Source organism: Klenkia sp. AC732, from assembly GCF_979256525.1.
In genome coordinates, this window is sequence record NZ_CEEDOS010000011.1 from 84081 (window position 1) to 108854 (window position 24774).

General features: G+C 70.1%; 19 protein-coding genes. 7 read left to right on the forward strand and 12 right to left on the reverse strand.

All coding sequences use genetic code 11. From position 1 onward, the window contains the following. Nucleotides 1-129: 129 nt before the first annotated feature. Nucleotides 130-1050, forward strand: a complete 921-nt coding sequence (locus tag AC0IVP_RS07330; RefSeq protein ID WP_471755569.1) for an aldose 1-epimerase family protein — start codon at nt 130-132, stop codon at nt 1048-1050. A 69-nt stretch (nt 1051-1119) separates the two neighbouring features. On the opposite strand, the gene AC0IVP_RS07335 is transcribed toward AC0IVP_RS07330, so the two are convergent. Beyond that, nucleotides 1120-2040, reverse strand: a complete 921-nt coding sequence (locus AC0IVP_RS07335; protein ID WP_471755571.1) for a pyridoxal-phosphate dependent enzyme — start codon at nt 2038-2040, stop codon at nt 1120-1122. A gap of 84 nt (nt 2041-2124) precedes the next feature. Between AC0IVP_RS07335 and AC0IVP_RS07340 the strand changes: the two genes are divergently transcribed. Then, entirely contained in the window at nt 2125-2925 is an 801-nt protein-coding gene (locus tag AC0IVP_RS07340) for a glycerophosphodiester phosphodiesterase (protein WP_471755573.1), read from the forward strand. A 40-nt stretch (nt 2926-2965) separates the two neighbouring features. Here the strand turns inward: AC0IVP_RS07340 and AC0IVP_RS07345 are convergent, their stop codons facing one another. The 6 genes from AC0IVP_RS07345 to AC0IVP_RS07370 form a co-directional block, all read right to left on the reverse strand. Next, the gene (locus tag AC0IVP_RS07345) at nt 2966-4063 is read right to left on the reverse strand and encodes an SDR family oxidoreductase (RefSeq protein WP_471755575.1); all 1098 of its coding nucleotides are present in this window, start codon (nt 4061-4063) and stop codon (nt 2966-2968) included. Nucleotides 4064-4118: 55 nt separating this feature from the next. Further along, nucleotides 4119-4262 carry a GPGG-motif small membrane protein gene (locus AC0IVP_RS07350; RefSeq protein ID WP_200939003.1) on the reverse strand — a complete coding sequence of 48 codons (144 nt, stop codon included), beginning with the start codon at nt 4260-4262 and terminating at the stop codon, nt 4119-4121. A gap of 186 nt (nt 4263-4448) precedes the next feature. Continuing rightward, nucleotides 4449-6161: a hypothetical protein gene (locus AC0IVP_RS07355; RefSeq protein ID WP_471755577.1), complete on the reverse strand. Its 1713-nt coding sequence runs from the start codon at nt 6159-6161 to the stop codon at nt 4449-4451. After that, nucleotides 6158-7462 carry a tetratricopeptide repeat protein gene (locus AC0IVP_RS07360; RefSeq protein WP_471755579.1) on the reverse strand — a complete coding sequence of 435 codons (1305 nt, stop codon included), beginning with the start codon at nt 7460-7462 and terminating at the stop codon, nt 6158-6160. Before AC0IVP_RS07360 ends, AC0IVP_RS07355 begins: the two co-directional genes overlap by 4 nt. A 2-nt stretch (nt 7463-7464) precedes the next feature. Further along, nucleotides 7465-8265: a class F sortase gene (locus AC0IVP_RS07365; protein ID WP_471755581.1), complete on the reverse strand. Its 801-nt coding sequence runs from the start codon at nt 8263-8265 to the stop codon at nt 7465-7467. 144 nt (nt 8266-8409) lie between these two features. After that, nucleotides 8410-10212: a DUF4331 domain-containing protein gene (locus AC0IVP_RS07370; protein ID WP_471755583.1), complete on the reverse strand. Its 1803-nt coding sequence runs from the start codon at nt 10210-10212 to the stop codon at nt 8410-8412. 492 nt (nt 10213-10704) lie between these two features. On the opposite strand from AC0IVP_RS07370, the gene AC0IVP_RS07375 reads away from it, so the two are divergent. After that, nucleotides 10705-10902, forward strand: coding sequence for a hypothetical protein (locus tag AC0IVP_RS07375; RefSeq protein ID WP_056296903.1), 198 nt, complete (start codon nt 10705-10707; stop codon nt 10900-10902). Between the two features lie 10 nt (nt 10903-10912). Here AC0IVP_RS07375 and AC0IVP_RS07380 read toward each other — a convergent pair whose 3' ends face one another. Beyond that, entirely contained in the window at nt 10913-12397 is a 1485-nt protein-coding gene (locus AC0IVP_RS07380) for a CCA tRNA nucleotidyltransferase (RefSeq protein ID WP_471755585.1), read from the reverse strand. A 62-nt stretch (nt 12398-12459) separates the two neighbouring features. On the opposite strand from AC0IVP_RS07380, the gene AC0IVP_RS07385 reads away from it, so the two are divergent. The 3 genes from AC0IVP_RS07385 (at nt 12460) to AC0IVP_RS07395 (ending at nt 17184) form a co-directional block, all read left to right on the forward strand. Next, nucleotides 12460-13359 (forward strand): DNA polymerase beta superfamily protein, encoded by a 900-nt coding sequence (locus AC0IVP_RS07385; protein WP_471755588.1) that lies wholly within the window; start codon nt 12460-12462, stop codon nt 13357-13359. A 653-nt stretch (nt 13360-14012) separates the two neighbouring features. Further along, entirely contained in the window at nt 14013-15218 is a 1206-nt protein-coding gene (locus tag AC0IVP_RS07390) for a hypothetical protein (protein ID WP_471755590.1), read from the forward strand. A 1423-nt stretch (nt 15219-16641) separates the two neighbouring features. Continuing rightward, nucleotides 16642-17184 carry a hypothetical protein gene (locus AC0IVP_RS07395; RefSeq protein ID WP_471755592.1) on the forward strand — a complete coding sequence of 181 codons (543 nt, stop codon included), beginning with the start codon at nt 16642-16644 and terminating at the stop codon, nt 17182-17184. A gap of 499 nt (nt 17185-17683) precedes the next feature. On the opposite strand, the gene AC0IVP_RS07400 is transcribed toward AC0IVP_RS07395, so the two are convergent. From AC0IVP_RS07400 to AC0IVP_RS07415, 4 genes are read right to left on the reverse strand one after another with little or no spacing between them, the layout of a single operon-like run. Further along, on the reverse strand, nt 17684-18457 hold the full coding sequence (locus AC0IVP_RS07400; RefSeq protein ID WP_471755594.1) for a TatD family hydrolase: 774 nt from the start codon (nt 18455-18457) through the stop codon (nt 17684-17686). Further along, on the reverse strand, nt 18454-19749 hold the full coding sequence (locus AC0IVP_RS07405; RefSeq protein ID WP_471755596.1) for a hypothetical protein: 1296 nt from the start codon (nt 19747-19749) through the stop codon (nt 18454-18456). Before AC0IVP_RS07405 ends, AC0IVP_RS07400 begins: the two co-directional genes overlap by 4 nt. Next, nucleotides 19749-20534 carry a hypothetical protein gene (locus AC0IVP_RS07410; protein ID WP_471755598.1) on the reverse strand — a complete coding sequence of 262 codons (786 nt, stop codon included), beginning with the start codon at nt 20532-20534 and terminating at the stop codon, nt 19749-19751. Before AC0IVP_RS07410 ends, AC0IVP_RS07405 begins: the two co-directional genes overlap by 1 nt. Continuing rightward, nucleotides 20534-22423 carry a KAP family P-loop NTPase fold protein gene (locus AC0IVP_RS07415; RefSeq protein ID WP_471755600.1) on the reverse strand — a complete coding sequence of 630 codons (1890 nt, stop codon included), beginning with the start codon at nt 22421-22423 and terminating at the stop codon, nt 20534-20536. The genes AC0IVP_RS07410 and AC0IVP_RS07415 overlap by 1 nt, the downstream gene beginning before the upstream one ends. 1099 nt (nt 22424-23522) lie before the next feature. Here AC0IVP_RS07415 and AC0IVP_RS07420 point away from each other — a divergent pair. Next, nucleotides 23523-24593, forward strand: a complete 1071-nt coding sequence (locus tag AC0IVP_RS07420; RefSeq protein ID WP_471755602.1) for a Swt1 family HEPN domain-containing protein — start codon at nt 23523-23525, stop codon at nt 24591-24593. The last annotated feature ends 181 nt before the right edge of the window (nt 24594-24774 follow it).

The following is a 24774-nucleotide window of genomic DNA, read 5'->3' on the forward strand; positions in this document are numbered from 1 at the left end:
GCGAAACGGGCATGTGGCTCGTGGGGGTGGAGCTTGACGCCAGCCTGTTAGCGCTCACACAATGCGCAGCCCCACCGGAGGACGTGGCATCGTCCCCCTGGCCCGTCGTCGTGCCCGAGGAGTCCACGCATGTCCGCACCACTGCCCAGCGGCACCCAGCACGAGCTCGTCCTCGGCGACGTCCGGGCGGTGGTCACCGAGGTCGGCGGCGCACTGCGCGAGCTGACCGTGGCCGGCCGGCACCTCGTCCAGGGCTTCCCCGCCGACGCACCGCGCCCGCTCTACCGCGGGTCGGTGCTCGCCCCGTGGCCCAACCGGGTCGCCGACGGCCGCTGGAGCCGCGACGGAGTCGAGCACCAGCTGGCCCTCACCGAGCCCGACCGCGGCAACGCCCTGCACGGGCTGGCCTGCTGGACGCCCTGGCAGCTGCTGGACCGGACCGACTCGGGCATCCGGCTCGGCGTCCGGGTCTGGCCGCAGCAGGGCTGGCCACACCTGCTGGACCTGGTGGTGGGCTACGAGCTGACCCCGACCGGCCTGCGCTGGAGCCTCCAGGGCACCAACGCCGGGAGCACCGCCGCCCCCTGGGGCTGCTCGGTGCACCCCTACCTGCGCGCCGGCTCCGGGATGGTCGACGACTGGGAGCTGGAGCTGGACGCGGGCCAGGTGCTCACCGTCGACGACGAGCGGCTGCTGCCCACCGGCGTCGTCCCGGTGGAGACCACCGACCTGGACTTCCGCACCCCGCGCCCGCTGCGCGGGCTGGCCGTGGACCACGCCTACACCGGGCTGGGCGCCACCGGCCGGGCGACGGCGACCGTCTGGGCGCCCGAGGGCACCGGGGTGGCGGTGCACTGGTCGGCGGCGGAGATGCCGTGGGTCCAGGTGCACACCGCCGACCGCCCGGACCCCGCCGACGACCGGGTGGGCCTGGCCGTCGAGCCGATGACCTGCCCGCCGGACGCGTTCAACTCCGGCACCGACCTCGTCGTGCTGGCCCCCGGCGACGCGCACGCCACCAGCTGGGAGATCGAGGCACTCACCCGCTGACCCCCGGGGTGGCGCTGGACACCGAGGCCGATGCGATGCACCCGCCCCGGGGCTGGGGTCCGCCGCTGCTCACACCCCGTCCAGCACCGCACGCGCCGCGGCCTCCGCGAACGGGTGACCGAAGAGCCCGGGCAGCCCGCCGGTGTGCAGCCACACGGTGCGCTCGCCGGGCCGGATCGAGCCGTCGGCGACGGCGGCGACCAGTCCGGCGAGCGCCTTGGCCGTGTAGGTCGGCTCCAGCACCAGGCCCTCGGTCCGGGCTGCGGTGCGGAGGGCGTGCTCGCCGGCGTCGGTGAGCGCGCCGTACCCGGCGCCGACCTGGTCCGTGCGCAGCCGCAGCCCGGCCGCCGAGCCCCCCAGGGCCTCGACCAGGGCGGTCACCCGCTCGGCCGGGTCGACCACCGCGCCGGTGTCCACACCCAGCACCCGGTCGGCCCCCAGCCCGGTGACCAGGCCGGCCATGGTGCCGCCGGAACCGACCGCGGTCACCACGTGGCGGGCGTCCGGCGCCTGGTCGATCAGCTCTGCCGCGCAGGCCAGGTACCCGCGCGCCCCGGTCGGGGAGGACCCGCCCAGCGGGATGAGGAACGGCGTCTCCCCGGCCGCGCGGAGCTCGTCGGACACCGCGGCCGGGTCGCCGCCGGCCACCACGCGGGCACCGAAGAGGCCCTCCAGGGCGAGGTTCCCCGGGTGCCGCGGGTCGGCGTCCCCGGACAGGACGAGCACGCAGCCCAGGCCGCGGCGGGCCGCGGCGGCAGCGGTCATCCGGGCGTGGTTGCTCTGCACACCTCCGCTGGTGACCAGCACGGTCGCGCCGGCCTGCTCGGCCTCGGCGACCAGGTGCTCGAGCTTGCGGATCTTGTTGCCACCGCCGAGGTCGGTGAGGTCGTCGCGCTTGACCCACAGGTCCCCGGGCCGGAGGCCGACGGCGACGGCGAGCCGGGGGGCGGCGTCCAGCGGAGTGGGCCAGTGCGAGAGCGCGACGGTCACCCCCGCATCGTGCGGGCTGCCGGGACCACGCGCGATCCGCGGGTCGGACGTGGACCGTCCGCGGGCCTGGCTACCGTCCCGGGCATGAGGTCCACGCGTGCCCTGGCCGCCGTCCTGCTGCTGGGGACGTGCCTGGCCGCGTGCAGCACCGGCCTGGGTGAGCGCCCGGTCGCCGGGGCGCTGCCGACGGCCGTGGAGCGCTGGCTCGGGGCGGCGCCGTCCCTCATCGCGCACCGGGGTGGCAGCGGCGACTGGCCCGAGGGCACCGCGTACGCCTACGACCAGGCCGCCGCGTGGTCGCCGGACCTGGCGCTGGAGGCTCCCGTCTGGCTGACCGCGGACGGGGTGTGGGTCGTGTGCCACGACCAGCGGACCGGCGGGGTCTTCGATGCCGACCTCGACGTCCCGACCAGCACGTGGGAGCAGCTGTCCGCGCTGCGCACCACCGACGGCGGGCTCCCGATGGCGCGGCTGGTCGACGTCCTGGCGGCGCACCCGGACCGGGTGTGGGTGCTCGACGACAAGCCCAACACCGACGTGGCCGGGTTCCTGGACCTGCTGGACGCCTCCGGCGGACCGGCCCGCTTCGTGGTGAAGAACTTCCACACCGCCGACGGCCTGGCCGGGCTGGCCCGGGAGCGCGGCTACACGACGTGGGGCTACTGGTACCCGGCCGACATGGCCGACTTCGCCGCGACCGAGGGCGCCTGGGACCTGATCGCGCTGGCCTGGGACGCCCCCGCGGCGGACTTCTCGACCGCGCTGGCCACCGGCAAGCCGGTCTTCGGGCACATCGTCTCGACGCCGGAGCAGGCCCGGACCGCCCTGGACGAGGGCGCCACGGGGCTGATGGTCTCCGGCGTCACGGCCGTCGTCCCGGGCTGAGGCCGCCCCCTTCAGCCGGTCGGGAGGCCGGCCATCCGGGTCACGGGATGACGCCGTCCGCGCGGTAGCGGTCGAAGAGCCGGTAGAAGGAGTCCTCGGTGCGCACGTAACCGGTGAAGCCGAGCAACCGGGAGCGGCTCATGTCGGCGAGGACCTCGATGTCGCGGCCGAGGTCGGAGTCGGTGTGCCACCAGGAGGCGACCCGGCTCAGGTCGGGCTCGACGAGCCCGTGCTCGGCGACGACCCGCTCCCAGACGGGGGCGGCGTCGGCCATCTGCTGCTCCAGCGGGCGTGGGGCGTCGGCGAACCCGACCGGCTCGACACCCAGCGCAGCCGCGAGCCGTGGCCACATCCAGCGCCACCGGAAGACGTCGCCGTTGACCACGTTGAAGGCCAGGTCGGCGGCGGCCTCGGTGGTGGAGGCCCAGATCATGTGGTCGGCGAGCAGGCCGGCGTCGGTCATGTCGACGAGGGAGTCCCACTGGGTCTGCGAGCCCGGGAAGACGAACGGCCGCCCGTCGGCGCGGCAGATCGCGGCGTAGGCGGCCAGCGTCGAGCCCATGTTCATCGCGTTGCCGACGGCGTGGCCGATGACGGTGTGCGAGCGGTGCACGCTCCAGGTGAAGCCCTGCTCGGCAGCGGCGGCGAAGAGCGCGTCCTCCTGGTCGTAGTAGAAGTTCTCGACCGGGAGACGCTCGGCGTCCTCGTGGAACGGGGTGTCGGGCATCTCGCCCTGCGCGTAGGCCTCGAAGGGGCCGAGGTAGTGCTTGAGCCCGGTGACCAGCGCGACGTGCCGGACGCTGCGGCCCGGGGCGAGGGCGGCGAGCAGGTCGGCGACCATCGCGCGGTTGACGACGATGTTCTGGGCCTCGGTGTCCTGCTTGGACCAGGCGCAGAAGAAGACGTGGGTGGGGCGCAGCTCGCCGAGGGTCTCGGTGAGGGACTCCGGCGAGCGGAGGTCGGCGCGGACGTGCCGGGCGCTGGAGCCCTCGACCGGGTTGCGGGAGAGTCCGGAGACCTCCCAGCCACCGGCGGTCAGCTTCTCGACCAGCGCGCTGCCGGTGATGCCGCTGGCGCCGACCACGAGGGCGTGCGCGCCGAGGAAGGGCGGGGTGGGGGTGCTCTGCTCGATGCTCATCGCCAGGGGCAGCACGGTCGGGGCGCCAGCTGTTCCCCGACCGCGCCGCCCACGGTCAGGCGAAGATGCTGACGCCGCCCGGGCCCACGAGGAGCCCCACGACGATGAGCACGATCCCCCACAGCAGCTGCTTGCGGATGATCGCGAAGACGCCGGCGACCACGAGGACGACGGCGAGGATCCAGAGCAGTGTGGCCACGACTGGCCTCCTGACGAACGAGGGCCCCCTGATGGCGGCCCGAGGCAGTGAAAGTAGCGGGGCGGGATCGGTTCCGCACGTCGAGATGTGACCGGCTGCCCAGCCCAGCGATCGATGCGAGCCCGTCTCGTTTGGCACTAGTTGCCATCTGTGCCCGCGGACTCACCCCCGGGTGTGGTGGCCGACTCAGGCCCCGAGGACGACACCCCGGACGACGAGGGAGAGCCCGACCACCAGGACCAGGGCGGCGGTCGCCACCGGCAGGGCGAGGGCCAGCCTGGCCAGCAGGCGGGCCCGGCGCAGGTCGGCCAGTCGCCGCTCCAGCCGTCCGCGGAGCCGTACCAGCAGCAGCCCGACCGCGGTCAGCGTCCCGGCCATGCCCACCCCGTAGGCGAGCACCAGGACGACACCGAACACCGTGCGGCCCAGGCCGATGCTGGCCAGCAGGACGATCAACGCCGACGGACTGGGCACGAGGCCACCGGCCACGCCCATGCCGATCAGGCCTCCGCGCCCCACCCCCGGCCCGTGGCTGTGCCCACCCGGACCGTGGCTGTGCCCGCCGGACCACCAGCCGCCGTCGTGGTCGCGGCTGTGGCCGGCGTCGTGGCGGTGCTCGGCCTCGTGGGAGTGGTCGTGCGTGTGGTCGTGGTCGTGCGTGTGGTCGTGCTCGTGGTCGTGCTCGTGGTCGTGCGTGTGGTCGTGCGCGGCGTCGCCGTGGTGGTGACCGGCAGGGACGTGGGGGTGCGCGTGCCCGCCTCCGTGCGGGTGGTCGTGGTGGGCCCCTGAGACCACGGCGGCCAGAGCGGGCTCCGGCAGGGCCTGCTCGGGGGCGATCCGCAGCGCCCGAGCCGCCCGCCAGCGGGGTACGGCCCCGCGGAGCATGGCGAGTCCGATGCCGGCGACCAGGAGTCCGCTCGCGACCCCCAGCCAGCGCAGCACCTGGTCCCCGGCGAGGGAGCTGGACACCGTGATGGCGGCGCCCAGCACGAGCACCCCGACCGTGTGGGTGGCGGTGACGGTGGCCCCGACGAGGACCGCGTCGCGGGAGCGTCCGCGCCGTCCGGCCAGGTACGCCGCCATCACGCTCTTGCCGTGGCCGGGGAGCAGTGCGTGACCGCAGCCCAGCAGCACCGCCAGGACGACGGCCAGTCCCCCGACCAGCGGGGTGAGCTCGCGACCGCCGGCCAGGTCCTCGAACCGCCGGTCCAGGGCGGCGACGGCGTCGGTGAACGGGTCACCCCCACCGGCGGCAGCCAGCGGCGAACCGCTGCCGGTGTTGGTCCCTGGCTCGGTGTCCACGCTGAAACCGCGCACGTCGGCCGGGGAGGCCAGCAGGTCGACCGGGTACTGGCGCAGCTGGTCGGTGCTGGACTCGGTGGGGACCGGCGAGTCGACCAGCCGCACGCCGTCGCCGTCGGCGGTCATCTCGCGCCAGCCGACCCGGTCGGCCAGGTAGTCGTCGCTGACCTGGAGCGTGGTCTCCTCGCCGAGGTCGGCGTCGGCGTCGAAGGTGCAGGTCAGTCTCAGGGTGGGCAGCCCACCGGCACCGGGGACGGTGACCATGCCGGCGTCCCGCGGCTCCCAGTCCAGAGCCGTGCCACCCACGGTGACCCTGACGGCGTCGGCCACCCGGGGGCACTCCTCGGCCGCGGCATCCGCGAGCCGGGCCGGCGTCGGGTCGCCGTCGGGGGCGATCGTCTGCAGCTCCTGGGCGGTCGGGATCTCGGCCCGGTCCACGACCGCGGTCAACGTGACGCCGTCGGGCCGCAGCTGCAGGTCGTCGGCGTGGTTGACGGTGAAGTTGCCCAGCGGGTGGGCCTGCGCGGCACCGACCGGGGCCACCAGCCAGAGCGCGCCCGCGCCCAGGGTGACGGCGACCAGCCGGCGCCGCCTCACGGTCGTCCGCCCAGGGAGTCCAGCAGCTCCTGCGCCCGCGGGGCCAGCAGCGGGGAGAAGTACGGGTTGGTGTCCAGCGCGGAGCCGAGCGTCGCGCGGGCCTGCTCGGTCATGCCGAGCGCGGCCTCGATCGCGCCCCGGTGGTAGAGCATCACCGCGCTCGCACCCCCCAGCGATGTCGCCTGCTGCGCGAGCGGGAGGGCCTCGGCGTCCCGGCCGGCCGCGTGCAGCGCCCAGGCCATGGCGTCCTGGCTGTCGGTGTTCTGCCGCCGCTCGTACTCGGTGGTGGCCGCGGCCAGCGCCGTCACCGGGTCCGCGTGGTCGGCGGCGAAGAGCGCGGTGGACAGGTCGTCGGTGACCCCGCTGGCGGCGAAGAGCTGTCGCACGGTGTCCACGAGGGCGTACTGCTGCCGGGCCTCGTCGTCCCGACCGAGGGACTCGAGGTACTCGCCGAACTCGACGAAGTTCTCCGGCAGCGGCCGGCTGTCCACGACCCGGCGGAAGCCGGCGACGGCCTCCTCCACGTTGCCCAGCGCGGCGTCCACCCGGGCCCGGCCCAGCAGCAGCGTCGGGTCGTCGGGCAGGTCTGCCAGACCGGTGTTGAACTGCGCCCCGGCCTCGTCCAGGTCACCCTGGGAGAACGCCAGCTGGCCCAGGTAGGTCCGGCAGAAGGCCTCGTCGCTGCCCCCGGTGGTCAGCGCGAGCGCCTGCTCCAGCGCGGAGCGGGCCTGGTCGGTGTCCCCGTGGATCTCGGCGTCGTAGGAGGCGCGGGTGAACGACGCGAGACCGGGTCGCAGCTCGAGCATCCGGTCCAACGCCGCGGTGGCGCCGGGGTAGTCGCCGAGCTGGGTGCGCGCATCGGTGAGCACGCCCCAGGCGGTGGCGTTGAAGTCGTTGACCGCCAGGGCCGCCAGAGCGGCGTCCCGGGCGGCGACGAAGTCGTGTCGGGCGTTGGCGAGCGCACCCTGGCCGGCGAGTGCGGTGTCGTTGCCCTCGGGGCGCAGGACGAGCGACTGCTCCAACGCGCCCTGCGCCCGGTCGTAGAAGCCGGGGTCGGCGGTGACCCGGGCCTGCTCGACGTAGGCCGACCCCAGCTGCGCCCAGGTCGTGTAGTCCCCCGGCACCTGCTCCAGCCGGACCTGGGCGGCCGTGATCGCCGCGGTCAGCGGGTCGACGGCGGCGGCCTGCTCGGCCGCCGTCGGCACCGGCTCGTCCTGGGCCGCGGTGGCGAAGCCGGCGGCGGAGGCCACGAGGAGCAACCCGCCGGCGGCGAGGGAGGCGACTGCGGTGCGGCGGCGCACGGTCAGACGTTCGGCTGGTCGCCGGCGGGGGCGGGGGTGCCCGCCGCGATGCGTGCGTCGCTCTCCTCGAGCGACCGCTCCAGGTCCAGGGTGGCCCGGACGACGAGGTTGTCGTCGTAGGAGCGGGCGGTCTGGTCGAAGGCGCCCGTGCACGTGATGAGGACGACCTCGGAGTCCCCGACCGGCGCGTAGACCTGGTCGGCGGGGAACTCGTCCTTGGCGTACTCGGTGCTCTCGGTGACGGTGAAGACCGCCACGGTGTTGTCCGCCCGCGTGACCATGACCTCGTCACCGACTACCAGGTCACGCAGCCGGTAGAACACGGCAGGCCCGGTGAAGTCGTCCACGTGACCGGCGATCAGGGCGGGCGGGCCCTGCGGGTCGCCGGGGAGGTTGCCGCCGGTGAACCAGCCGGCCCGGGCGAAGTCCACCGGGACCTCGAGGGTGCCGTCGCCGTTGAGGCCGAGGTCCACCAGGGACGAGGTCACCTCGATGGCCGGGATGTCGACCTGGACCGGCTCCGAGCGGGTCAGTGCGGTCGTCAGGTGCGGGATGGTCTCCCCCGCGGAGTCCGTGGGGGCAGCGGCCGCGGTGCGCGCCGCAGCGGGGGCGTCGTCACCGCCGCCGAAGACCAGGGCCCCGACGAGGACACCGACGACGAGTGCCGCGCCGGTGGGGATCAACCAGCTGGGCAGCCGGCGGCGGCCGGCCGGTACGGCGGCGGGGTCGGTGAGCTCGGACTCCAGGAACGGGGTGTGGTCACCGTTCGCCGGGTCCTGGGGGTGTGCGGAGTGCTCGGCCATGAGTCGGGTCCTTGGGGTCTGCTGCCTCCCGGCGGGCCCGGGTCAGGGGACGCCGGCGGCGGAGAGGGCTCGTCCGTGAGGGGGGTGGTGCCGGGGAGCGGCGCTGCGCCGCTCCCCGGCACCGTCGTGCTGAGGTGCCGTGCGTCAGGCCGCGGGGGTCCCGGCGCCGTTGCGGCGCAGCGTGCGCCCCTTCAGCAGCGACCCCGCACCGGCACCGAGCAGCAGGAGTGCCGCTCCACCGGTCAGCGCGGGGACGAGCGTCTCGTCCCAGCCACCGGCGCCGGTGTCGACGCCGCCGACCGGGTACTGGCCCGGGGCGGAGGCGACGGGCGCGGTGCCCGGCGGCGTGGCGCCCGGGGTCGGGTTGGCCGCCGGCGGGACCGGCTGGGGGTTGCCGTCGCCGACGGACGAGCCGCCGTTGACCGCGCTCTGGTTCGGGAGGGCGACGTAGGGGAAGGTGTTGGTGAAGCCGACCCCGTTCTGGTTGACGCCGTCACCGGTCTTGAGCGCGTCGAAGGCGGCCTGGCGGGCGCCCGGGGCGGTGACGTCGTAGATGCCCTCGAGGGCGAGGATCTCGATGTCCACCACGTCGTCGCCGAGGCGACGGCCGTTGGGGAAGCCCTGGAGGTCACCGCCGAGGACGCCGAGACGACTCGGGGTGGCCGAGACCGGGGTCGACATGTTCAGGCGGAGCATCTCCGAGGGCTGGAAACCGCTGACGTAGTCGTTGTTCAGCACCTGGGAGTTCAGGTCCACCGCCAGCGGCGCCGTCCCACCGGGCCCGCCGATCGGCGGCAGGTCGTCGGTGATGCCGGTCAAGAAGACCTGGGCGATGTCGTTGCGAGGCGCGGCCGGCGCCGCGCCCGTGGCCGGGTAGAGGCCGGCGATGAGCTGCGGGAGCTCGGGGTCCAGCACGCGGGCCAGGACGGCACCGTTGGCCGCGGTGGCGTCAGCGGTCGGCGGGATCGCGTTGAAGGCGTCCTTGAACGCCACCGGGACGACGACCTCGTTGACCAGGGGCTGCCCGAGGCGGGAGACCTGCTGCAGAGGGCCGGTCGACGTCGCGCTGCCGTCGGCGTTGCGGGTGGTGACCGACTGGCGGGAGGTGGTGCTCCAGATGCCGATCACGGGGTTGCCCGGGGCGACCGCGGCGTCGAAGGCGTTGGCGTTGCCGTTGAGGGCCAGCTCGGTCTTGGGCACCTGCAGCGCGATCGTGTTCACGTTGTACCCGGCGAGGGTGTCCTGGCCGGTCTCGGACAGGTCCGCTCCGTAGAGCAGGTCGAAGACCCGCAGGTCCAGGAAGAACGAGTCGTCGGCCTGCGCGGCCATCGACTGCGCGCCACCGCCTGCCGTCGCGAAGGGCCGCACGGCCTCGGCGCGCAGCGCGGCGTAATCGGGCATGCCGGCCTTCCCCGTGAAGGACGGGGCCACCGGGGCGTCGTTCAGGATCGGGGCGCCGAACGTCGTGCCGCCGTCGGTGCTGACCGTGAGGTCGTAGGTCTGGCGGAACAGCAGGTTCGGGTCGGTCAGCGAGCTGACCACGCCGTTGTTGTAGAGGAAGGTGTTCGCCCCGCGGGTGTCCTGGGTGGAGAAGACCCAGCGGTAGACGACGTCCGCGACCGCGTCGCCGTCGTTGTCGATGTTGATGTCGTAGGCGGCGCCCGCAGCCCAGGGGTAGAAGTTCGGACCCCCGTTGGGCTCCTCGAACGGCGTCCAGTTCGCGATCAGCGTGACCGTGGACTGGGCGTCGGGGCTGGTGAAGGCGTAGACGTCGGTGTTGTCGATCGCCGGGTCGGCCGCCGTCAGCGGCGCCTCGCGGTGGCTGGAGGCCCCCGCGACCGTGGGGAGGAGGCCCACGACGGCTGAGCCGGCGAGCACCCCTCCTGCGGTCAGCAGAGCGGCAGCACGCGTGCTGCGCTTCTGCAGGATGTGGTCGTACCTGGACATGCGCGTCCTTCCCGAGTCGTCCGTGGGGACGACGGATCACCAGTGAGGGGTGTCGACCAGCCGGTGATCTGTGGGTTCACCGAACGGTGAAGCGAGGAGCGCGGTGCGAAGTGCGATGTGCGCCGTGAACTGGTGCGACGCACACAACCTATGTGTTGACCAGCGGAATCTGGACTGTTGGTGCCGGAAAGCTGGCGATCAGCTGGGAGTTCGACACAGTTCGGCGTATCGCGGCGCGATCGTCGTCACATGTAGGCCACAACTTCCCCACGCGTCACTCGTTCGCGTGGAGGAGGGCCTCTGTTGCAAGCCTATCGCAGCAGTGCGGCGTGTCGAGCGCGGCTCGTGGTCGACCGGCTGCAGATCCGGTCCGAGCCGATCTGGACACGGAGCTGGGGGCGACTGTGGCAGGTGAGCCGCTCGTCCAGGACGTCCGGTGCCGCACCGCCCGGGATCGTGGCCGGACGGACCGCGACCAGGGACGATGGGGGCATGGAACAACTGCGTCGCCTGCAGGCTGAGAAGCCGGTGCTCTTCTGGATCGTGCTGCTGGTGGGCTTCTGGGTGGCCTTCCAGCTGTTGCTCTTCGTGGCCGAGCTCCTGCTCGGGCCCTTCGGCCTGCCCGGCTGGGCACCGCTGGCGCTCGTGCTGGTGGGGCTGGTCGTGGTCGCCCGACGACAGCAGCGCTGAGGCCGCCCGGTCAGCCTGCTCCCGGCGGCGGACCGGCGTTCCCGTGCCGCCCGGGAGCCTCGGCCAGGTAGCCCGCCAACCGACCGTCGGCGGCGACCTGCGCCAGCCAGTCGACCGCGCCGGGGTGGTCGGCGAAGAGACCCTCGTCCTGCGCCGCCACGGATGCAGCCATGACTGCCCGGTACTGCGGACCGGGCGCATGGCCGAGCGCCATCAGGTCGTCCCCCCTGAGCAGCGGACGCGTCGGCTCACGGCCCACCCCGGTCGCCTCGGCCAGCTCCGCCCAGGACGCCGCCGGGCTGGGCCCGGATCCCGGCCCGCGTCCGGCCTGGTCGGCTGCGCAGACCAGCGCCCACTCGGCCACGGACGCCGGGGCCAGGCGGCGCGCCAGGCGGCGGACCGCCGCCTGACTGGGCCGGCCCGGCGCCGTCGTCGCCGTCATGTGCTCGCGGACGACGGGGGTGATCCGGCCGGCGAGCGACGCCGGAGCACCCAGTGCGGCGAGCAGTGCCCGGGCGGGCCCGACGCCTCCCTCGGCGTGCCCGTAGGAGGTGATCCGCCCGTCCGCGCGGATCTGGGTGTGCTCGGCCTTGCCGACGTCGTGCAGCAGGGCCCCCAGGACCACGACCGTGCGGTCGTCACCGGTCAGGCCCGCTGCGTCGGCCATCGCCGCCGCCGCGTCGGCGGCCAGACCCACATGCGTCAGGACGTCGCCCTCCGGGTGCCAGTGCGGGTCCTGGGGCACCCCGGCCAGCACCGCGAGCTGTGGCAGGTGCGCCAGCCAACCGGTCTCCGACAGAACCGTGAGTGCGGCGCTGACGGACCGCCCCCGCTCCCCGATCTTGCGCCACTCGGCCCAGACCCGCTCCACCGGCAGGGCGGCGTGGGACGGGGCGAGACGCCGGCACAGCTCGACGGTCTCAGGAGCCAGCCGGAAGCCGAAGCGGGCGGCGAGCTGGGCTGCGCGCAGCACCCGGAGGGGGTCGTCCCCGAAGGACGGCCCGCTGTGGCGCAGGACCCCGGCCCGCAGGTCCCCGATCCCGCCCACGGCATCGAGGACCACCTCGGTCGAGGGATCGAACATCAGCGCGTTCACCGTGAAGTCCCGACGCCGTGCCGCCACCTCCGGCGGGACCGCTCCCCCACCGGGGACAGCGGGCCGCGGCACCGAGACGTCGAGGTCCTCGCCGTCCCGGCGCACCTTGACGACGGCGAACGAACGGCCGACCTCGCTCACGACGCCGACCCGCCGCAGCACGTCGACGACACGGTCACCGGGGAGACCGAACACCTCGACGTCGACGTCGACGGGGCGCCGTCCTGGGGTCAGGAGTGCGTCCCGGACGCAGCCCCCGACCAGGAAGGGCCGACCACCGGCCTGGACGAGGGCGTCGACGACGGCCCGCGTCGCGTCCGTGAGCTCCAGCAGACCGGGGGCACGTTGACGCTGGGGACGCCGCCGGGACTCGTCGTCGGTCTCCCCCCGAACGGTCACCGCTCCCCCTCCACCGATCAACTCGCTGTCCGTCCGGACGACCCGGTGGGAGCCTGACGTCCATGGCGGACACGCGCGACCACGTCTCCTGCTCCGTGCTCCTGGGTGACCGGACGCTACCGGCCGGCTTCGACCACCCCCACGCCTCGGAGGAGGCGCGGCGGATCGCCGAGCAGGGGACGGTCCTGCGGGTGCAGGTGGGCTCGGGCGTGCACGGCACGTCCGTCGACGGTCAGGACGACCGGGACGAGATGGGCATCTGCCTGGAGCCGCCCGAGCACGTCACCGGTGTCGCCCGCGTCCCCGCCGGTGTCGCCGAGGGGAAGGCGTCCATCCCGTTCGAGCAGTACCAGCGGCACACCGTCTGGGACCGCCCGGGCGGGCTGGCCAACCGGTCGGGAGCCGGCGACCTGGACGTCGTCGTGTACTCCGCGCGCAAGTGGGCCCGGCTGGCGCTGGGCGGGAACCCCACCGTCCTGCTGCTGCTCTTCGTCCCCGACTCCGACGTCGTCCACCGGGACGAGGTCGGGGTGGAGCTGGTCGACAACGCCCACCGGTTCGTCTCGCGCCTGGCCGCCGACCGCTTCCTCGGCTACCTGTCGGCCCAGCGCAGCGCCATGACCGGGGAGTCGGGGGCACACACCAACCGCCCGGAGCTCGTCGCCGAGCACGGCTACGACACCAAGTTCGCCATGCACGCCCTGCGGCTGGGGGTGCAGGGCACCGAGCTGCTGACCACCGGCCGCATCTCGCTGCCCGTGCCCGAGCCGGACCTGGCGTACCTGCGCGCCGTCCGTCGCGGCGAGGTCCCCCTCGGCGACGTGCTGGCCTCCATCGACGACGCCGAGCGACGGCTGATCGGCCTGCGCGAGAGCACCGCCGTCCCGGACGAGCCGGACCGGGCATGGGTCGATGCCTGGCTGCACCGCTCCCACCTGGCGTTCTGGTCCCAGCACCGGTGAGACCGTGGGCCCGTCGACCCACACACCACCCCCGTCGACGACGAAGGCCGCTCTCCGTGAGGAGAGCGGCCTTCGATCGTGGGTGGAGCTGAGGGGACTCGAACCCCTGACCCCCACACTGCCAGGCCGACCTGACGACGTTCGACGACGTTCGCGGATGTCCGAGAAGGCCTGCTGAGCAGGGGGTTCGCTTCTCTGCCGGACGACGGCGAACGACCGCGACCAAGATCGATATGGGCCAACTGCAACCAGAACTGCAACCAGAACTGGCTGGAGATGCGCTTCACTCCGCTCCCGCAGCCACGCTTGGCCTGTGTCCCCGTCCAGCTGCCTCCTGGGCGCGTACGGTCGCTTCCAGCGGCGATGTGCACGTGCGTCGACATTGCGTCCAGCAACGGCAGACCCGCGATGCGAACGGTTGGCAGTCGCTGACCACCCACCGACCTGCGGTCGAAGGCGCTGCTGCGATCTGGACCAGCACCTTGCGACGGTGCGGAGGGGCGCGGGCGGCGAGAACAGGGGCCGTGCCGCTGCATTACACGCACGCCGAGAATAGCCGCGAGTCCCGAGACAGACGCTCGAGGTCGCCGGCGCCTTGCGGGCCGATGGTGCGGCCGACCGCCCCAGTCATGGCCCACGGGCAGACTGGGGTCATGTCGAACCGGCAGGCCGAGCGCAACCTGGCCAAGTCTCGGAACAGGTTTTTTCACGAGGAGAAGCTGCCGCAGCAGAACTTCTGGCTCACCTGGTACGACCGCGTTCGCCCCGCGAGCCCACTCAGCTCCGATGACCGCGCGGCCCTGCAGGGGTGGGCGCCGGTCCAATCGAACTGCCCTGAGCTCGGGGGCGTCGTCGACGACCTTATCGAGAGGATGCCGCTGGACTGGCGTCCCCTGGCGGAGGAGCTCTTTGTGGGGCGCGTCTTCGAAGGGGAGGTCAACGCGACGGCGCACACCAGCAATCAAGCCCGGATCGTCCGCCTCCCGCTGCAGTACACCAACGTCCTGCACGCCTATGTCACGGCATGGGACGAGCAGGTCGCCGGCCTCAAACTCTTGTTGGGCGAGGTGCAGGCCGGGGGGCACGACGTTGAGCGACGCGTGGCCGCACTCAGCCACGCACGCTTCGGACGCTACTGGGAGCTGCTCGAGGAAGGCGGTGACGATTGGCGGGACCCCAACCAGATCGCCGGTCTGGCCGCCGACCTCCGGGTCGTCTCAGCGCCCGACCGCTCGGATCTCAGGGCCGATGCGGTGCTCCGCGGGGAGCGCTGGATCGTCTGCCACGAGGTGGCCCATCACCTCCTGGGTCATACCGTCCGCAGCCGTAAGCGCCTACCGGCGGCTGACGTCATCGCGCCGTTCCGCAACGGGAACGTGATCAGCGGTCTCAACTCGAGCCAGCTCCAGGAGCACGACGCCGATCTCCTTTCACACCTACTGCTTGCTGGGGCGTTTCGACCGGACCGTTCGGCCGACCCCTACGACCTCTATGGCGCCGCGATCGGCGGGGCGATGGCCCTCGTCTCCCTCGCTCATGTGAACGGACACTGGGCGACTAGCGACGACGGGACCGCCACGCACCCGGGTTTCGACGTGCGATGGTCCCTGCTCCACGACGTGATCACACGGCTGTCCAAAGGCATGCTCGTCGGACCTGCCGGCGACCACCCCCGGGACTTGTTGATCGACCTGTCCATGTTCGCGGCCGCGGCCTTTGACGCGGCTCGGCACCGGGCAGCCCTTGGCGCCGACACGCGGCTGACCCTGCTCGACCTCGGGTCCGCGGCACTGGATCGCAAGGCCAAGTTGCGCGAAGAATTTGCGCTCTCCAACGCAGCACCCGGACACCTGGACTAGCCGGGATCCTGCGGGATTCCCCCGTGGCCGACGGCGAGGCGCATGGCGTGCGACCGCGATGCTGCTCTTGGACACCATCAGTAGATCGGGCCGGGCTTGGTCGGCCCGACCCACCTGATGCCGGACTCGGCGGAGCGCACCCGCCGAGCCGAGGGCGAGGCTTGGTAGGCATCAACGTCCCCGGGCAGTACAGCTAGGCGGCGGCCCGCTGGCCTGCGCGAAAACGCCGGGATTAGACGGTGAAACGGAACGATTCTGGGATATTCGACCTTGATTGACTGGCGCTGGTAACGGCCTCTGACCTGGCCTTTCCCAGTTGATCTTTCATGGGGGTCCGCGGGCGAAACTGAACGCCTTGCGGACTTTCTGCGGACTGGCCGGCTACACCTTGCCAGCTGGATGGCCGCGGCAACTCGAGACGCAGGAGTGGGTCGGGTCAGAGACCGGCCGATTGACGCGCTTCCGTCAAGTCCGGATGGCCAAGGCATGAATCCGACGAAAAGCGGCTTCGAACGTTGGGGACCGCTACAGCTTCGACTCACGCTGATTGAGACCTACTTGCCGGGACATCGGCCAGAACGGTGAAGGCGAGTTCGAACTCGACCAGGGTCAGCTTGCTGAGGGCGCGCTGCCGTCAACGGCGGTTGCAGGTGTGCTCGATCCGACACGCGACGGCCTGGTGCACTTCGTCGCGGTGGCGCCAGCGGCGGCGGTCCAGGGCATTCTTCTGCGGGAGCGTGGGCCAGGACTCTATGGCTGCGTTGTCACCGACCGAGGCGACTCGCCCTCGGACCCTGCAGCCGGGCGGCGGTCGTCACGGCGCGGACGTTCCGGATTCAAAATTCGCGATCCGCGGTCACTGTGAACCACCATCACGCCAGCTGGCGGCCGACCACCCGCCTTCTACCAGGACAGTCGCGCCAGGCATGACATCGTTGAGCGGTGCCTCGCGCTCTCAACAGTTCCCGACTTTCCAGGACACGCCCTAGCAAGCATCGGTCATCGACTACGCCGATTTTTGCGACAAAATGACCTACGATGTCATGATCGAGAAGACGCCAACCCGAGCGAAGGGCCCGCAGCGTTGAAGCCGATTGAACAGGTTAGACCCTTCTTGTACTGGTCGGATAGTCAGGTGCGACAAGCCCTTGATATGAACAGTCGACCCGCTCCCAAGTGGGGCGCGAAGATTGGCTTTCAGTTTCCTGGCTTTGGCCCCACAATTGAGACGTCCGAGGAGTCCGCTGGCGCACCAAACCCGGATTCTCCACGCGCAGTACAAGCTGATCACCTCGGCAGACTGCTGAACGATGTGACGGTGCGGGATACAGACGTGAACGGCTCGGCACACTACTGTCGAGGTACGGCTTATGCATATTGGGGCGTCGTACGACTCCCAGACGGCCGACCATCCTATGCAGCAATGTTCGGCATCGAGCCCGAAGCGTCTGACGAACGAACAATGCTGGCACTTTTCGGCCCACGACGGAATCTGCTTGGCCGCTCGACGGGCAACGACATCGATCCTGGAGATGTGCGCGGGTGGTCCTCGTCAAGTGAGATCGGCCAGAGGTTACTTCTGGGTATCGGCATGTTCGACCCTCCCGAGCTCCGCTTACGCAACGACGAGCCAGCGTCGCTAGCTAGATCGGCGGTGACCATCTTGAAAGGGCAGGGCGTCCTCCACAACGGAGGACGCCGCGACAGCGGATTGATAGCGACTTGTCTTGTCAGCTTCCTGGCGCGCATCTACCTCTGGGAACCGGACGTTCGTTTCGACGGCACGGATCGCTACGACAGAGTCGGTATCGGAGCACCAGTGTGGGTACGGGCCGAGAGCAGCCTTGAGCACCTGACCGGCAAGACGCACATTGCTGGGGTAACAAGGCCGAGCAAGACCCTCCTGGCGAAGGCCCGCACCTCGGAACTTATGAAGAGGTTGAACTTGAGGGGAAAGCATGCCTAGAGTGACTCTGCGCATAGACCTGTTCGCGCTATATTCCGATGACGACCCACGCTTGCAAGTAGCATCAATTCTGCGGAATGACGTAACTTTCGCCGTTGCACCCAGATCTGGCGATAATGTTCGGGGCTTGGCGGCAGGTCATTCAATCGGCCTCTCTGAGCACTACCGAGTCTCTTACATGGAGCATTGGCCGGAGCTCGCCACTGCCCCTGGCTCCGATGACGAAGGCACTTGCTGGGTCGTCTGCCAGGGCCGCTGGCCTGAACCCGGCACAACCGAGGACTTCGCCTTTGACGCCCTTCTGCGGTATCAGGAAGATGGCTGGGAATTGCATTTATGGGGCGAAGTCGAGGAACGCTTCACAGAGTTTCAAGCAAAGGGAGGGCTGCCGCACGACCTACGCCCCGCTCGGCTCCTTGATCAAGAAAGAATAGATCAGGAGTAACGAAGTCAGACAGGCGCCTACTGAGGCGCGAAGGGATGCCGGTCGAGCGGTCCGTCAATCTCTAGAATCCGCAAGGAGGACCATCCGCACTGGCCGGGGCAGCAGCGAACCGCACTTGGTCTTATACACAAGGTTCGCCAGGTTGCGCCATATCGCTTGCCGGACGCCAGCTTTGTCGAGCTGATGAAAACGCGCGACGGCCTCCTCGACGTGCAGCACGTTCCCGGGCCGACTGGTACGTCCGCCGGAGCGGTCACCGAACGGGTGATCTGTCTCAGTCAGGACCCGATCGAGGGGCAGCATGGCGATCAGTTCGGGACGGCGCAGCATCGACGCGTTGATCGAGAAGTAGCACCCGAGCTCGACGGCTCGCTGCGTCTGCCTGCTGTCGCCAAGCCACCAGTGCAGAACGGCTCCGTTGATGGGGTGCGTGGCCAGGCAGTCCAGCACTGTCTCGGTCGCGGCGTAGCTGTGGATGCTGGCGATCCGGGACGTCGCCTGCAGGACCGCAAGGATGGCCGTGAAGCTCGCTTGCTGCGTCGCGAGGGGTACACGCGATTTCCCGTCCAGTCCAATTTCGCTGACGTACGGCGTCTTGGAGATGAGGTCCGTGAAGCGATCAACGTCGAAGGCCCGCTGCACCCCGACCAACCCCGGATGGCAGCCAACACCCCAAATCGTCCACGGATCGGAGCGGCCGAGCGCCTGCTCTGCCTCATCGAGCGAGCGGGTCGCAGCAAAGGTGACTGATCCTAGCCCCGCTAGATCAGATGCCTCGATACCAGCCTCGATATGCGCGTGCATGTCGATAGGAGGCAGGCGCGTCACGGGTAGAGGCTCCGCAGTTCCTGGATCCCGCGCTCGCAGAGGTCCAGGGCATCTCGGACCGAGTAGTTGCCCGGGATGCCGAGTGTGGCGAGGTCTCGGGCCTTCACGCCCCTGCGGATGAAGTTGCGCACCGGCTGCTCGACCGATTTGCCGTCTAGCCACTTCTGCACGATTGGGTCACTGCTCGGGGCGATGTAGTCCGTCAGGTCAGCGACACCCGATGCCGAAAAGGATGCGCGTCGCAGGACGCAGCCGAAGCAGACGCCGCATGACCGCTCAGCCGAGATGTGATGAGCCCGCTGGCCGGTCAGCGCACAGGAATGAGTTGAGCTCAAGAAGGCGGACGCCTCGTCGGATCCCACCAAGTCGATGACCCGCTGGTACATCTCCCCTTTAGTGATCTGGGCGAAGGGGTTCTCGATGACCGCGTGGGCGCCGGCCCTGGTCAGCACCGCTGTAAGGCCCTGCAGGAAGGCCGGGTGCGTGGTGCGTGTCGACAGGCTGCCCAGGCGCTCCGGCCCCAGTGGCGGGTTGAGGGAGGCGAATCCATTCTCCGGTATCCACAGTGGCACCTGGTGGATTGAGGCCACAGCGAGCCCCAGGGCCAGGAAGAGCAGCGAGCGTGAGCGACTGGTCGGCTCAGATGGATACGAGGTGCCGTCGATCCGCTCACTGCGGCGGCCAAGGTGTACGACCGTGTGTTGCTGCGTCGGTCCAGGAATGAGCCGCTCGACCTCTGCTGCGACGTGCCGTTGGATCGGTGCCAGCATGGTGTTGCTGAAGTGCGAGAGCAGGACGTGGTGCTCGTCCGGCGCAAGCAGAGACCGCGAATAGAGCCCGCCGATTGCCGAGTCCGCTCCGCCACTCAGCAGGACAACTCGTTTCGGCACCGCGCTAGCGTCGGGGAGGGTGACGGCCTCGACGGGGACCTGTTGTTGAGTGAACGAAAGCGTCCAACGATCACCGCTCAGGAAGCCGAGCACGCGAGCAAGCTCGTCGGCCACAGCCGTCCAACGAGCGGGTGCGGAGACGGAAATTTCCAGGTCCAGCTGGCGCTGGTTCCAGTTCGATCCCTGTCCCTCACGGAGCACGGAGCGATCGGCAGCGAAGGCCGTGAGCGCGATCCGGACGACGTCGACGTTCAGTTCCGGGACGGGTCCGAAGACCCCGAGACTCGGGCCGATGCCGGGGGTAAACGACGACCGTTGATCGGTCAACCAGTAGAACGAGGAGGCTGCTTCGGCGGCCGGGACGTCCTGGGCGGCAGACAGACGCAGGGCGAACCGAGGCATCAGTCGCCCGCCCCGACGATGCTGCGGATGGTGTTCAGTCCGACCTCGACGGCGCGGCTGATCTCGTCTTCGGTCGCACCGTCAACCGACAGGGTGGCCTGCGCGGCCATGGCTTCGGCTGCATCACGGATGTCGCTCTCGGCGACCTCTGCCTGCTCGTGGCTGTTGACCAGGTCCCCGGATTCGACAAGCAATGTCTCGGCAATGATCGTCGCGATCGTCTGACGGACTATCTCCTCCGGTGTCGGGGGACTACCGTCGCGCTCCTGCTCCAGCACCCACTCGCCGACCTCGGCGGCAACACGCCGCTGCTCGTGGTCCTCGATGGTGCTGTCCGGCGTACTGCATGCCATATCGACGATGCGGCGCAGCACCTCGAACTCGTCGCCGAGATTGCGCAGCTCGTTGTAGTCCAGACCAAGCCGTTGCAAGGTCGTCGCGTCGCCGGTGCGGTAGGCGTAGGCCGCAGCCGCAGCGCGTCCAGCGGTGCGGGCTGAGGCCGCGGCCGATCGCTGTGGACCGCCGCCGCTACGAGAACTGCCGCTGGAAGTACGACCGACCCCACCGCCACCACCTGGGCCGTCACCGCCTCCCCCGCCCGACGACCGAGGCCGGATCAGGTGGATAACGCGCTGGAGCGCAGCCGCATCAAGCGCCGGCCGATCACCGTGCTCCGTCTTGGCCCCGTCGACTGCCGGTAGGCCATCCAAGTAGTCGCCAACGGCGTTGCGAACAGCCTTGCCGTCCTTGCCACCGCTGCCGGAGTAGGCGCCGCTCGTACCCATCAGGTACTCCCCGGACTGGCAAGGGCACTCTCGACCGCCCGCATGACCCGTCCCTCCGAAAGCTTGCCCTTCCATATCTCCAGCACGCCGCGGATCTGCACAGGGTCGCCTTGAGTGAACTGCAGTGGTGTTGCGATGGTGATCTCGCTCGGCGGAAGCATGAGTAGCGCGTCCCGGGCATCAGTTACGGCGCCGGGGCGACGTCGAGCAATCCGAAGGACCGCGTTGACCCCGGCCTTTTGCTTGGCGGGCTGGTCACGCATGGTGCGGCCGATGTGGCGCAGGAGATCCGTCGCATCCCCGTCGCCGAGTTGGTCAAGCTCGGCGTCGGTCACCGACGCCTGCTCCCGCCGGGACTCCGAGAGAAGGTTCGCTGCAATGTCTCGTAGTCGTTCCGGCAAGCTCTCATCGATCAGAGTGACGCCGGCGAACGAGGCCGCCAGCGTCAGATAGGGAGAGAGGTCCAGCCCACGCAATGGTGGTGCCAATTTCGCCCAACGCACCATGGGCTGGGAGAACTGATCGAGCGGCTCGGGCGTGGCCTGTGCTTGCCTCGAGCCACCACGTCGTGATCGAGCGGGCTCGGCATCGTCTGCATCGGCTGCCGCAGCAGCGGTCTCCTGGGCCTCCGTCTCCGGTTGGGCTGGCCTGCCGGCCTGGTCCTCAAGGTGTCCAAGCTGGTCTCGCATCTCGCCCTTGGCGAACCAGCTCAGCAGGAGCTTGAACTCTGGCTTCATGAGAGCTTCGAGGGTCATGAGCTTGGCGACGACCGCGGCATCGAGGCTGATACCCCGGCGCGAAGCCACGGACTGGCGAACACGAAGATCGTTGAGGAACCGCTTGATATAGCGCGGGTTCCCCTTCAGCTTCTCGTAGAGCAGCGGCGTGAGACGGATGGCGAACGCCAACTCATCGTCCATGGCCAGTCCGGTGATCTCGCCGATGTCATCGACGGTGCCGCCCTCACGCCGGACCTGCGCGCACCGCTCGATGAGCGTCGCCAGTTCCGCCTTGCCTGCGGTGGCCTCAAGCTGCAGAAGAAGGAGGTATGCCTGAGTGTCGAAGTGACTCAGTGCTGGGAGGGGGATCGTGGTCTGCACGATCTTGTGCAGATACAGGGTGGCGGGTTCCTGCTGCTCGTCGTCGCTCTCCTCGGGGCGGCCGGTGGTCTTGAAGCGCGTGCGGATGGCGTCGGCCACGCGATCCTCATCCGCCGCGATGACGAACGACATCTTCGGCACGGCCAGGAAGAGCCGCATCGCCTCGAGGCTTTCGACGACTGTCTCCGGTAGACAGCGGTCAAGGTCGTCGACCAGAACGACCACCGCTCGGATGTGCTTGAGATCGTCTGAGGCGACCAGCTCGGCGAACTCGTCGCGGAAGGCCTCGAGGCCACGCACCGACTCCCTGTCGCCTTCCTTGGGCTTCACCAGCTCGACAAGCTTGTCGAAATCAGGAATCTGAAGTGTGAGCGACGAGGTCGCCGCCAGCTTGATCGCCTTCGCCCAATCGATCCGCTTGCCCAGACGTGCGAGCAGGTCTTTTGCCTTCTCGGTCTTCGTCTCCGAGCGACTGACTTCGCCAGCCAGAGCGGTCAGCACCTCAGCGATGAGGCTCTCCTTGGCGCCCGTCGCGGGGTCGTAGCGCCACGGGTCCGTCTGGATGACCAGGACCTTCTGCTTATCCGTCTTGCGGCGGTCAAGCTCGTGGCCTACCAAGCCGAGCACCGTCGTCTTGCCGCTCCCCCAACTCCCGGACAGCCCGAGCGCCACCGGATCAAGGGCCTCGTCGAGAAGCGCATCCGCCACTGTCTGGGCCACAGCATCGAACGAAAGCAGATCGACCCGAGCTGGGTCGTCCGACCAAAGCGAGAGGGCGGGCGTGGTCACGATGAGGCTCCGAACCAGAGTCCGGCTCTGCGTCGCGCCAGTTCACCTGTGCGCCCCTCGTACTCCGGCATCATCAGGGCAAGGAGTTGCCAGAACGCTGGCCCATGGTGCGGGAGCCGCGGAACACGTCGTCAGCGGCGAACAGATGCCGCTCCAGCTGTGACAGGGTCGATCGGGGCATTAGGCCATTCGTCCTTTCAGGTACATACCGGCAGACGGGCTCCACGGAAAACTGTCGGTCCGATGGGGGCAGCAAGAGCGACCCTAGCCGTGGCCACCGACAGACCCCGGGTCCCGCGCGCTCAGCTCACTGTCACGGGACGGCGCCGCTGATCCACGGGCGCCTGCGCCACCGCTCGGCCCACGCCCGGCCAGCTCTGTCGCGAAAACCCGCCGGGCCGCGCGCCTCCGTACCGGAGACGACTGGCTGACACACGTCTTGCATCTCGGGCTCGGGGACTTGTGGTGCTGGTTGCCACTGAGGTGGTGCTTCCGACCTGTCATCAGGGCCCTGAGCCGCACCGAGGCATTCCTCCAGTAGCCATCGGCGTCGTCGGTGACGTCGGAACCGTTCTCCGTAGAGCAGGTGGCTACAGACGACGACAAGGCGGGGGGATGGCGGCGACGAGCAAGCCGTCTCTGATGTCACCCCGACCGGCGCGCCACTGAGCGGCAGCACGTCAGGCTCAGGTCCTCGGCGGGCGATCTCAGGCGCTCGGTCACCCTCGCGCAACTTGCCGAGCGCTGTCGCTCTCACCCTGTCACCCCACCGCCTTGTGCCGACACAACGGTCGCTGAGTCCTGGATGCATGAGGTGTGTCGGCTCGCGATCGTGTGCGATCGGGTAGCTGCGAGGGAGCGGGCAACTGGCCGGGGACGGGCACCTGCTGCTGAGCAAGGGGTTCTGTGACGGGAGCGCCGAGTTGTTCGAGGAGGCCGCACCGGCCTTCGAGAATCGATACGGGGGGTGAGGAGACCTCCCAGACTCCCGGGCGCTACCCCGTGGAGCTGGCTGGCTCCCTAGCGCACCGCACTCCCTGGCGCACGGGAGTCTCAGCGCCGGGGCGCGCAGCGCGGTGAAGTGTCGTACAACGAGGCAGTGGTTGACGAAGACCCAGAGCCATCCTGGACCAGCGACTCAGCTAGCGATCGCGCTCTGCGCGCGGCCACGGTTGGGGCCGGGGTCCTACCTGCTAGGTCTGTCGCCCTATACGCGCGGTGGTGGCAGCTCGAGACGTGGCTCCGGGAGCTGATCTATGTCGAGTTGCGCGCGCTGTACGGCAGCTCATGGGGCGACGCGGTCAAAGTGGCGACGGGGCGCCAGACTCAGGACGCAGCCTTCACCCACATGGCGAGCGCGGACAGCAACAACCCTCTGGCCTACCTCGACTACAGCCAGCTGCTGCAGGTGATCGCGGCACATTGGGATCAGTTCGGCTACGCGCTTATCCGACGGCCCTCCTGGGAGGCCCACCAGGAGGAGCTCACCCGTATCCGGCATCGAATCAGCCACATGCGCCGCTCACACCCGGACGACCTGAGTCGTTTAGAGCAGACGCTGCGAGACTTGGAACGAGGCTCGTTCCTGGCGCTTGCCTCCTACAACGACAAGCGCACCCCCGGCCGGATTGACCCCAGCGACCCAGTAGCAGTCGGCTGGCTCGGCGGCCAACACGACGACGCGCGACGCCTGATTGGCCATGCCCGCGGTCAGTACGACACCTCGCTCCTCCTGCGCAAGAGTCGTCGCCCGTGGAGCCATGAGGATCTCGACGAGCCGGCGCGGCCCGGGCAGTTCTGGCATGCCGACTTCATCCTGCGAGGCCGCCACGTCGATGCGCGACAGCTCTGGCACTACGACTACATGGTCGAGCTGCGTCCCCTGCTTGTGCACATGCTCGCCGACAACCCCTGGCGCGTCGAGTTCACCTTCGCAGCAGTCGACGACGGCCAAGCCGTTGCTGATGCCATCGGCAAGGTCTTCGACGCCGTGCTCCTGGTCTCCAGCAGCGGACCCCTCAGCGAGGAGCAGGAGAGGCGATGGGAGCACCGAGTTAAGAGCAGTCCCGACTTCCGCCTCTTGTCGGGGACGGGCTGGAACATCGTCGACGAGACGACGGTGCCGATCAGCCTGTTCGGTGCAGGAGCGAGCGTTGAGACGGCCTACTAACTGTCTTCCTCAAGCCCCGTTCCGCTTACGTCCAGGCCTGTGGGTGTGGTTACCGAACAGTCCTATGCGCACAGTCTGCCCGCGCCCGCGCCCGCGACCTACGCCTAGGTGTACTGCTCGGTGACGTTGGTGCACCGGGTGATGGGTGGGAGGTTGCCCAGGGCGGTGTGGGGCCGGTGGT

Excerpts from the sequence above, each read along its gene's own strand:
- AC0IVP_RS07395 (WP_471755592.1), top strand. The coding sequence starts at position 16,642 with ATGTTCGGCATCGAGCCCGAAGCGTCTGACGAACGAACAATGCTGGCA.
- AC0IVP_RS07345 (WP_471755575.1), bottom strand. The coding sequence starts at position 4,063 with ATGAGCATCGAGCAGAGCACCCCCACCCCGCCCTTCCTCGGCGCGCAC.
- AC0IVP_RS07390 (WP_471755590.1), top strand. The coding sequence starts at position 14,013 with ATGTCGAACCGGCAGGCCGAGCGCAACCTGGCCAAGTCTCGGAACAGG.
- AC0IVP_RS07405 (WP_471755596.1), bottom strand. The coding sequence starts at position 19,749 with ATGCCTCGGTTCGCCCTGCGTCTGTCTGCCGCCCAGGACGTCCCGGCC.
- AC0IVP_RS07410 (WP_471755598.1), bottom strand. The coding sequence starts at position 20,534 with ATGGGTACGAGCGGCGCCTACTCCGGCAGCGGTGGCAAGGACGGCAAG.
- AC0IVP_RS07370 (WP_471755583.1), bottom strand. The coding sequence starts at position 10,212 with ATGTCCAGGTACGACCACATCCTGCAGAAGCGCAGCACGCGTGCTGCC.
- AC0IVP_RS07365 (WP_471755581.1), bottom strand. The coding sequence starts at position 8,265 with ATGGCCGAGCACTCCGCACACCCCCAGGACCCGGCGAACGGTGACCAC.
- AC0IVP_RS07340 (WP_471755573.1), top strand. The coding sequence starts at position 2,125 with ATGAGGTCCACGCGTGCCCTGGCCGCCGTCCTGCTGCTGGGGACGTGC.
- AC0IVP_RS07385 (WP_471755588.1), top strand. The coding sequence starts at position 12,460 with ATGGCGGACACGCGCGACCACGTCTCCTGCTCCGTGCTCCTGGGTGAC.
- AC0IVP_RS07330 (WP_471755569.1), top strand. The coding sequence starts at position 130 with ATGTCCGCACCACTGCCCAGCGGCACCCAGCACGAGCTCGTCCTCGGC.
- AC0IVP_RS07375 (WP_056296903.1), top strand. The coding sequence starts at position 10,705 with ATGGAACAACTGCGTCGCCTGCAGGCTGAGAAGCCGGTGCTCTTCTGG.